Source organism: Ruegeria sp. AE4, assembly GCF_056542185.1.
On record NZ_JBQFZK010000034.1, the window covers coordinates 1 to 8159 of the forward strand.

At 56.1% G+C, this 8159-nt stretch carries 5 protein-coding genes; 4 read left to right on the forward strand and 1 reads right to left on the reverse strand.

The window, feature by feature from the left end; genetic code table 11:
- Positions 1 to 272: 272 nt before the first annotated feature.
- The gene (locus ACR0EK_RS20025; protein ID WP_480871574.1) at positions 273 to 1208 is read right to left on the reverse strand and encodes a LysR substrate-binding domain-containing protein; all 936 of its coding nucleotides are present in this window, start codon (positions 1206 to 1208) and stop codon (positions 273 to 275) included.
- 239 nt (positions 1209 to 1447) lie between these two features.
- Between ACR0EK_RS20025 and ACR0EK_RS20030 the strand changes: the two genes are divergently transcribed.
- The 4 genes from ACR0EK_RS20030 (at position 1448) to ACR0EK_RS20045 (ending at position 7905) form a co-directional block, all read left to right on the forward strand.
- Positions 1448 to 2398, forward strand: coding sequence for an ABC transporter substrate-binding protein (locus tag ACR0EK_RS20030; RefSeq protein WP_480484928.1), 951 nt, complete (start codon positions 1448 to 1450; stop codon positions 2396 to 2398).
- A gap of 82 nt (positions 2399 to 2480) precedes the next feature.
- The gene (locus ACR0EK_RS20035) at positions 2481 to 3509 is read left to right on the forward strand and encodes a quaternary amine ABC transporter ATP-binding protein (RefSeq protein ID WP_480478516.1); all 1029 of its coding nucleotides are present in this window, start codon (positions 2481 to 2483) and stop codon (positions 3507 to 3509) included.
- Positions 3509 to 5491: an ABC transporter permease gene (locus ACR0EK_RS20040; protein WP_480968090.1), complete on the forward strand. Its 1983-nt coding sequence runs from the start codon at positions 3509 to 3511 to the stop codon at positions 5489 to 5491. The genes ACR0EK_RS20035 and ACR0EK_RS20040 overlap by 1 nt, the downstream gene beginning before the upstream one ends.
- Before the next feature lie 14 nt (positions 5492 to 5505).
- Positions 5506 to 7905 carry a trimethylamine N-oxide demethylase gene (locus tag ACR0EK_RS20045; protein WP_480915454.1) on the forward strand — a complete coding sequence of 800 codons (2400 nt, stop codon included), beginning with the start codon at positions 5506 to 5508 and terminating at the stop codon, positions 7903 to 7905.
- Positions 7906 to 8159: the final 254 nt, after the last annotated feature.

Here is an 8159-nt window from a genome sequence, read left to right on the forward strand (position 1 = left end):
CACTGGATATTCCAAGCTTCGCGCCGATCTCCTGGATCGGCTTCTTATTCGCTTCACGCGCAATTTCGATGTCGGATTTATAGCTCATTGGGTTTGGTCTCCCTGCGTGAGATAGTCTGGATTGGTCCGGCCAGAGCGACAAAACGCAGGGCCAGATTCGGTCAAAATTTTCTTTAAGGTAAATAAATATTCCCAAGGGTCAATACGTGAGTTTAAAGTACCCAAGGGATGTTTCCAAACATCAAGTCAAGATTCGGGGGTTGCGACAAGGATCAGGCGTATCTTTTTCGACCCGCGCTGAGACCCAGCAACCAATCCTCGACGATGCGCTGTTCCGGGAAAGCTTTTTGAGACGGCCTTTTCAGCAGGTAGTATCCGGATTGCGTTCGCACCGAAGCGTTCTGGACCGGCCTGACCAACGCGCCGCTCTCAAGCAAGGGGTCAACAAGATGGGCCCAGCCCAATGCAATTCCCAAACCATCGACAGCAGCCTGAACCGACAGTGGATAGGTGTTGAAAGCCACAGCTTGTTCCATCGCTGAGGTGGAAACACCGTTACCGCTGAACCATGTACGCCATGTCATCCACTCCGCATGGCTGCTGGTGACTTCAATAAGGTCCAGTTCCGGCAGCGCGGAAAGAACTGCCGCATTGGGGTTGCTTCTGAGGTACTCGGGGCTGCAAACCGGGAACACTGTTTCTCCGAACAGAAGCTTTGCTTCGTATCCCGGCCACTCGCCATCTCCACGCAATATTGTCAGGTCCATGGAATCCGAAAGGCACTCTGCGTCACTGTCCGAAGACACCAGCGAAATACGGATACGGCCGTTGGATTTGTTGAACTTGTGCAGTTGTGGCATCAACCACAAAGACGCGACAGAGTTCGTCGCAGAAATCGACACCTTGTTGGCCTGATGCTTGGCCAGCATCTCACGGCTGACGTCCCGCATCTGATCCAGAGACTTTTCGACAGTTGCCAACAGAATGGCACCTTGTTGCGTCAGTGACACCGAACGGTGACCCCGGACAAACAATGGCACATCATAATGCTGCTCCAGCAGGCGCACTTTGCGGCTGATCGCGGTTTCCGAGATGTTCAGCACCTTACTGGCCTGCACAAAGCTTTGCGCTTTTGCCGCGGCTTCAAACGCCAACAAATAATCAAGCGGAGGAAGGACTTTCCCTGTGACTGATGTTTTCTTTGGCATTTACAGGATCTTTCCCGATCTGGACGCGGCCACACGCAAAAACATTCATGGTCACCCGTTGCCGTCTGAACGGGCAACCGACTGTTAACATAGTAAAAAGTTGAGTTTGCCTCAAGATTTTATGGTCAACGCCCCTCAAATTTCTTTTCTGCATTATGAGCGATTCTAGGCAAAATGCACAAATTCGCGGGCCGGAAGAGCCCCTTTGACAAAAAACGAACCTCACTCAGGGAGCGAACATGAAACTTACAAACCTCCTTTCCGCAGCAACCTTGGCGGCAGTAGCGGGAACCGGGGCGATTGCCGAAGACAGCAGCGACCCGATTGTCATTCCAATTCACAACTGGTCCAGCCAGATCGTGATGTCCAACGTCGTCGGTCTGATCTTCGAAGAGATGGGCAACAACGTCGAATATGTCACCACCGACAGCCAGGCGGTTTATGAATCGGTCCGCTTGGGCGACGTCGCGCTTGAGATGGAAGTCTGGGAAGGCGCGTTTGGCGCATCCTACCGGGCCGCGCTGGAAAAGGGCGGTTTGCATGACGCGGGCGATCATGATGCCGTCACGCGCGAAGATTGGTGGTACCCGATGTGGACCAAGGAATCCTGCCCGGGCCTGCCTGATTGGAATGCACTGAACGACTGCGCGCACCTGTTTGCCACGGCCGAGACCGGGGATAAGGGTCGGTATCTTGATGGTCCGGTAGACTGGTTGAAACATGGTAAGGAACGCGCCGAAGCGCTTGATCTGAACTTCACCGTGATCAATGCGGGTTCCGCCGCAGCGTTGTGGGCCGAGATTGGTGCCGCCGAGGCCGACAAGACCCCGGTTCTTGTATTCAACTGGACGCCAAACTTTGCCGAAGCCGTCTGGCCCGGTGAGTTTGTGGAGTTCCCTGCATGGGAAGACGGCTGCGACAAGGATCCTGCCAAGGGTCCGAACCCGGACGCGCTGTATGATTGTGGCAACCCGGCAAGTGGATATCTGAAAAAGGCGGCTTGGGATGGCATGAAAGACAAGTGGCCAGCCGCGTATTGCGCCCTGACCCAGATTTCTTTCACCAACCCTCAGATCGCGGAAATGGCAAAGCTGGTCGACACTGATGAGCTTGAGCCGGAAGAAGCGGCAGAGGAATGGCTGGACGCCAACCGTGCCGTTGTTGACCCCTGGATCAATGCCTGCAGTTGATAACGGCTACGTATAATGAATCTGGCGCGGCCTTGATCGTTTTGTGATCCAGGGCCGCGCTCAACAAGAAAGAAAAGCAGCCATGCCCGCCATCGCGCCTGTCATATCAGCCAAGAATGTCTGGAAACTGTTTGGACCCTCGCCCGAGAGCTATCTGAAGTCCATGCCGGCAGGCCGCAGTTTCGACGAGATCCGTGAGGATGGGTATATCGCCGGGGTCAAGGATGTCTCGATCGAGGTTGGCCGTGGCGAGATGCTTGTCATCATGGGGTTGTCAGGATCGGGCAAATCCACGCTGGTGCGGTGCTTTTCGCGTCTGCACAACATCACCGGAGGCACGATCGAAGTAGACGGTCAGGACATCATGAAACTCAGCGAGCGCGATCTGATCGAATTGCGCCGCAACAAGATGGGGATGGTGTTTCAGTCTTTCGGGTTGCTGCCGCACCGCACGGTTCTGGACAATGTCGCCTTCCCGCTGGAAATGCGTGGGCAGGATCGCCACGACCGGCGCGAACGCGCTTTGGAGGTCATCAAGCTGGTGGGCCTTGAAGGACGGGAAGAATACTTCCCACGGGAATTGAGCGGTGGCCAGCAACAACGGGTCGGTATCGCCCGGTCGCTGGCTATCGAACCGGATATCTGGTTTCTGGATGAACCCTTCTCGGCGCTTGATCCGCTGATCCGCCGTGAAATGCAGGATGAATTCCTGCGCCTGCAAGAGATGCTGGGCAAAACCATCGTCTTCATCACCCATGATTTCGACGAGGCGCTGCGTCTGGCTGACCGGATTGCTATAATGCGCAACGGTGCGGTCGAACAATGCGATACTCCGGATCAGATCGTGATGAACCCGGCGACCGAATATGTGGCGAAATTCACCGAGGATATCGACAAGGCCCGCGTGGTGCATGCGAAAGGGCTGGCAAAACCGGTGAACGGCCATACCCTTGAAGGCGCGCCGATCAATGGCGGATCAACCATTCATGAACTGGCCCGGGTTCTGGTCAATGACAAGCGTATCCTGCTGCCGGTTGCGGATGAAACTGGCGTTGTCACCGGTGTTCTGGATCGCGATGCCGCGTTGAACGTTCTGCTCGGAGCCGAATGATGGCGACACTGTCCACCGAATTACCGGACACGGCAGACGGTGCGTGGGGGCGCACCAGAGTCCTTACCGCACTTCTGATCACCGCCTTTGCGCTGATCCTTGCCAAGGCGGTCGGAATTCTCCCTGAATGGTTGAACCGCATTCCCGAGGCAGCAATCCCGCCGACGGCGCAGGTGCTGGATGCGATCTTCAATTTCATCCAAAACGACCTTGGTCTGATCTACGTGACCCGCTTTATCGCCGAAGGCCCGTTGGAATTCCTGTTGGATATGTCGGCCAACCTGCTCGAAGGCAAGCGCCGCTGGCCTTATCTGGGCCCAATCCCGTGGTCAGCAATCGCTGCTGTCGCTGCTGTTGTGGGCTATGCCGTGGGAGGGTGGCGGCTGGCGGCTCTGGGTGCGGGTACGTTCATCTGGACCGCTGCAATCGGCCAGTGGAACATCGCCATGCAGACCATGTCGGTCATTGTAGTGGCGGCACCGCTGGCGTTTGTGCTGGGCCTGGTGCTGGGCATCGCCGCCTGGAAGTATGGCCGGTTCGAGCGGGTGCTGAAACCCATCCTGTCCGTTCTGCAAACCCTGCCTTTCTTTACTTATCTCTTGCCAGCGGTGATCTTTTTCAAAGTCGGACCAACCGCGGGGGCCGTGGCAACAATCACCTTTGCCATCCCGCCGATGATCCTGATGACCACACTGGGTCTGAAGAAAGTCAGCCCCGAAGTGATCGAAGCCGGCCATATGTCTGGATGTACACGCTGGCAAATGCTGCGGCATGTATACGTCCCAGCCGCCCGCACCGAAGTGCTGGTAGGTGTCAATCAGGTGATCATGCTGTGTCTGGCAATGGTGGTTCTCACCGCCTTTATCGGCATGCCAGGCCTTGGAGCCAAGTTGCTTGCAATGATGGGCAGCTTCAAACTTGGCCGTTCGTTTGAAATCGGCGTGACCATCGTTCTTCTGGCGGTCATGCTTGACCGGATGTCGAAGGCCTGGGTCGTCAAGCAGCCCATTCATTTCGAACGCGGAACGCCATGGTGGAAACGGCACCGGAATCCGCTAATCGCAGTGGGTCTGTTCGTCGGGTTCACCCTGCTGTCGCAAGTGTTTCCGATCCTGGCTGAAGTTGGTCGCAAGCAGCATCTGAGCCAGGGAAAGGAAATCGACGATGTGATCAAGTCGGTTCTGGCCTTCGATGTGATCAAAGGGACAACCGAATGGCTGCGCTGGTTCCTGAACGTCAAAGTTCTGATCCCGTTTCGTGATACTTTGCTTGCCATTCCGACACCTGCGTTCATCCTACTGGTTGTCTCCTTTGCCTATTGGGTCGGAGGCCGCAAACCCGGTATCTATGCTGCGGTGTTTTTTACAATTGTCGCGTTTTCCGGCTGGTGGGATCGCTCGGTCATCACGCTCTATACAGTGATTTCAGCGGTTGTGTTGGCAACTCTGATCGGTATCCCCTTGGGCGTTGTCGCAGCTCGGTCCAAACGCTGGTCCAAGAGTATCCTGCTGGCCTGCGACACTGCGCAAACCTTCCCTAGCTTCATCTATCTGATCCCCGCGATCATGCTGTTCGGCGTCAATGACGTGGCGGTCGTGTTTTCCATCCTGATCTTCGCCGCCGTGCCGCTGATCCGCTATACCATCATCGGTCTGGGAAGCGTGCCGCCGGAAATGACCGAAGCCGCGGATATGTCTGGTTCGACGCGCAGACAAAAACTGATGTCAGTACAGTTTCCACTGGCGCTGCCGACTATGGCCGTCGGGTTCAATCAGGCCATCATGTTCGCGTTCTTCATGGTCATTATCGCCGCGTTCATCGGCACGCAGGATCTGGGGCAGGAATTGCAGCGAACCCTGGCAGGCACCGAATTGGGCAAGAATTTTGTACTGGGTCTGAACGTGTCTCTGATGGCGTTGACCTTTGATATGGCAATCAGCAGTTGGGCCGAAAAGCGCAAGCGCGCTTTGGGGCTGGATTAACCGGAGTTGTTCAGATGAACGTCAAACCCTTGTTTGAGGTACCGTTCGAACGCAGCGGGGTGCTGGCTCCTGGTCTGCCCATCCTGCCGCATGGCACAGAACGCCATCCGGTTCCCGCAATGGGATCGCGCGCCGTTCCGGTGTCCAATGGGGACACGATCACATTGCTGGATCGCGATGGAATGCAGCCCGCTGAGATGGTATTTTTTGCCCCCGACCGAAGCTCGGACGCGGCGATGCTCGGCGCGCGGGGACACGGGTGTCCCGACGGGGTGATCGCAACGCTGGCAAACGGTTCCGCTTCGGGCCGGAAGGTTCTGCGCGCGCTCGAGGCTGCGGGGTTTGACATCGGGCAGGGCGACGCAATCCGCGCTTTTGTCGAAGGCTCGCGCCCCGGCGACATGGTGCATTTCGTGGCGGAAAGCGATGGTCTTCTGATCGTCGCCGCACCCGGCGAGGCGATGCGCCCGGAAAACAACAACCCTCCAACGGATATCATCCTCTATATTCAGCGTTCCGCGCCGGGTCTGGAAAAGCCGGGTGTTGGCGCGCCTGAGCCGTTGGCCGACCCTCTCAGGGACATCAACATTCAACCGGGAAACGCCATATCTTATGAGGTCAAAGCTGGAGAATTCATCCAGATCTTGGATATTCGCGGCCGCGAATGCTCGGATTTTCAGGCCTTCAGCCGCCGGGCGCTGGATCAGGGGATCGAGCGCGAAATCGATCCGACGACGACCCGCAGCCTGATGGGCAGCCTGTATCCGCAACCGGGGATATTTTCGAAATACTGGTCCGTCGATCAGGAACCCTTGATCGAAATCGTGCAGGACACTTGCGGTCGTCATGACACGTTTGGCCTTGCTTGTACGGCGCGGTACTACGAAGACCTTGGCTATCCCGGCCACGTAAACTGTTCGGACAATATTAACAAAGATCTGGACCAGTATGGCATCAAGCCGCGCGGCGGCTGGCCTGCGATCAACTTCTTTTTCAACACGATGCTGGATGACGCCAATGCCATTGGCATGGACGATCCCTGGTCGCGACCGGGTGACTTCGTGTTGCTGCGCGCGCTGACCGATCTGGTCTGCATCAGCACGGCATGTCCCTGCGACATCGATCCGGCAAACGGGTGGAACCCGACCGATATTCAGGTGCGAACGTACAAGGCGACCGAGGATTTTCAACGATCCTACGGCTATAGAAAATCTGCGGAGGCGGATGTGGAAGAAACCAAGAAAACTGCTTTTCACGACTGCTTTGCGCGGCATACCCGTGATTTCGTCGAGTATAACGGCTATTGGCTGCCGAACACGATGACCAATCATGGTGCGATTTCTGAATACTGGGCCTGTCGGGACAAGGTTGCCGTCATGGACCTGAGTCCTTTGCGTAAATACGAAGTTGTCGGACCCGATGCAGAAGAGCTGATGCAGCTATGCGTGACCCGCAACATGAAAAAGCTAAGCGTCGGTCAGGTCGTCTATACCGCAATGTGTTATGAGCACGGCGGGATGATTGACGATGGCACCGTCTATCGTCTGGGTGAGACGAACTTCCGCTGGATCGGCGGGAATGACACCAGTGGATTGTGGCTTCAGGAACAAGCGCAAAAACGCAACTTGAATGTCTGGGTTCGCAATTCGACGGATCAGCTGCACAACATCGCGGTTCAAGGGCGGCACAGTCGCGACATTCTCTCCAGAATTTTCTGGACACCCCCACAGCAACCAACGATTGACGAACTTCCATGGTTCAGACTGACCGTTGCACGGGTCGGAGATGTGCGCGGAACATCTGTCGTGATCTCCCGAACTGGGTATTCCGGTGAGCTGGGATATGAAATCTTCTGCCATCCCAAAGATGCAGTGGAAATCTTCGACCGAGTCTGGGAGGCAGGTCAGGATTATGGGATCACGCCGCTGGGCCTTGGGGCACTTGATATGCTGCGGATCGAAGGGGGCCTGATCTTTGCCGGGTCAGAATTCGACGACCAGACGGACCCGTTTGAAGCAGGCATCGGTTTTACCGTGCCGCTGAAATCAAAAACCGACGATTTCATCGGGCGGGCAGCAATCGAAGAACGCAAGGCGCACCCCCACCGAAGGCTGGTTGGTTTTGAAATCGAAGGCGGCGTCGTCCCGTCACCCGGCGACTGCGTCCGCGTCGGAAAGGCGCAGGTTGGAGCGATTACCAGCGCAATGAAATCACCCGTTTTAGGGAAAGTCATCGCTTTGGGTCGGATTTCAGTTACCCACGCGACAATTGGGGCAGACATCGAAATTGGGCAATTGGACGGCCAACAAAAACGGCTGAAAGCCAGGATCGTTCCATTCCCTCATTTTGATCCGACAAAGGAACGTGTGAAAGGGATATACTCAGAAACCACGGTTTCGGACGCAGCAGAGTAGTTGACCAAGAGGGCCGGGCTTGTGATTTGGCCGGGCACCGTAAAGGGTTCTGTTGCAAACTTTTGACTATTGACGCGCTCGAATGCAGACGGTGAACGGTCGCCGGTGTATTCACTCGAGAACCAGTCCATGATTTATTTCAAAGGTGCGCAGTATCCGAAACGGTGTTGTCACGTTAACGTCCGGTCGACGAGGGAATGCTGATGGTCGGGATTCAAGCGGCTCGAGTGGCAGCATTCAAGGCTTCGAATGCC

Bases quoted from the DNA above. Each gene is read 5' to 3' on its own strand.
- ACR0EK_RS20035 (WP_480478516.1), top strand. From the start codon at position 2,481: ATGCCCGCCATCGCGCCTGTCATATCAGCCAAGAATGTCTGGAAACTG.
- ACR0EK_RS20040 (WP_480968090.1), top strand. From the start codon at position 3,509: ATGGCGACACTGTCCACCGAATTACCGGACACGGCAGACGGTGCGTGG.
- ACR0EK_RS20045 (WP_480915454.1), top strand. From the start codon at position 5,506: ATGAACGTCAAACCCTTGTTTGAGGTACCGTTCGAACGCAGCGGGGTG.
- ACR0EK_RS20025 (WP_480871574.1), bottom strand. From the start codon at position 1,208: ATGCCAAAGAAAACATCAGTCACAGGGAAAGTCCTTCCTCCGCTTGAT.
- ACR0EK_RS20030 (WP_480484928.1), top strand. From the start codon at position 1,448: ATGAAACTTACAAACCTCCTTTCCGCAGCAACCTTGGCGGCAGTAGCG.